The organism is Amycolatopsis oliviviridis, from assembly GCF_014654365.1.
GTDB lineage: Bacteria > Actinomycetota > Actinomycetes > Mycobacteriales > Pseudonocardiaceae > Amycolatopsis > Amycolatopsis oliviviridis.
In genome coordinates this window covers 1-1,509 of record NZ_BNAY01000025.1, presented here as the reverse complement: position 1 = coordinate 1,509, position 1,509 = coordinate 1, and the positions used below count along the sequence as shown (strand labels likewise).

At 66.9% G+C, this 1,509-nt stretch carries 1 protein-coding gene; it reads left to right on the top strand.

The features are described from left to right. Window positions 1-262: 262 nt before the first annotated feature. Window positions 263-1,480 carry an IS110 family RNA-guided transposase gene (locus IE302_RS42550; protein ID WP_191260151.1) on the top strand — a complete coding sequence of 406 codons (1,218 nt, stop codon included), beginning with the start codon at window positions 263-265 and terminating at the stop codon, window positions 1,478-1,480. Window positions 1,481-1,509: the final 29 nt, after the last annotated feature.

Here is a 1,509-nt window from a genome sequence, read left to right as displayed (position 1 = left end):
CAAGGAGGCCTAATGGGGTGTGTTCGAGTCGGGTTTGGCAGGCTTGGATGTGGTGGCTGCTGGCGGGTGAGCACTCGTGAGGCCTGGGTTTTGCGAGACCTTCGTGAAGACCGTTGCCTCCGCTGGTAGCGGGAGAAGTTGATCACTAAAGGGATGTCGTCGCCTGCCCGTTGTGGCGTGAGCACTCGACCATTAGGCCGTTGATCTTCTTCCGCGTGGCTGCCGGTCATGATCCGGATAGAGCGGGAGCTGGTGCGGCGTGGTGTTGTTCGTCGGTGATGACTGGGCTTCTGATCACCACGATGTGGAGATCCAGGACCAGACGGGGCGGCGGCTGGGGAAGGCCCGGCTTCCGGAGGGTGTCGAGGGCATCGCCCGGTTGCATGGGTTGCTCGCGCGGTTCCTGCCCGAGGACGCCGATCCGTCCCAGGTGCTGATCGGGATCGAGACCGATCGTGGCCCGTGGCCGGTGGCGCTGGTCGCCGCGGGGTATCGGGTGTTCGCGGTCAACCCGCGGCAATCGGCGCGGGCCCGGGACCGGCTCGGGGTGTCCGGCGCGAAAAGCGACGCCGGGGACGCGCACGTGCTGGCCGATCTGGTCCGGACCGACGCCCACCAGCTGCGTGAGATCGCGGGCGACAGCGACCTCGCCGACGGGGTGCAAGGACTCACCCGCGCGCATCAGGCACTGATCTGGGACAAGACACGGCATGTGCTGCGATTGCAGGCCACGCTGCGGGACTATTTCCCCGCCGCGCTGGAGGCCTTCGGCGACCTGACCGCACCCGAGGCACTGGAACTCCTCGGCAAAGCTCCCGATCCCGACCATGCGGCCCGGCTGTCCCGCAAGCAGATCAGCGCCGCGCTCACCCGGGCCCGCCGGCGCGATATCGAGAAGAGAACCAGCACGATCCAGGCCGTGCTGCGGGCCGAGCATCTTGGCCGCGGCCCGATCCTGACCGCGGCCTCCGCGGCGATCACCCGGTCCCAGATCGCGGTGATCACCACCCTCACCGAGCAGATCACCCAGCTCGAAGCCGAGGTGAAGGCCTCTTTTGGCCGGCACCCTGACGCCGAGATCTACGAGTCCCAACCCGGACTCGGACAGATCCTCGGCGCCAGGGTGCTCGCCGAATTCGGAGACGACCCCCACCGCTACACCTCAGCGAAAGCCCGCAAAAACTACGCCGGAACCAGCCCGCTGACCATCGCCTCCGGCCGCAAAACCCTCGTCCGCGCCCGGTTCGTGCACAACGACCGACTCCTCGACGCCCTCACCCGCCAAGCACAATCAGCACTCCGAGCCTCACCCGGAGCCCGCACCTACTACGACACACTCCGAACCCGCGGCGTCGGCCACCAAGCCGCACTACGCCAACTCGCCAACCGACTCGTCGGCCTCCTCCACGGATGCCTCAAAACCCACACCCACTACAACGAAACAACCGCCTGGGCCCACCACACCACCACCGCCGCTTGACACACAAAACCCAGGGATGTCTTCACGGA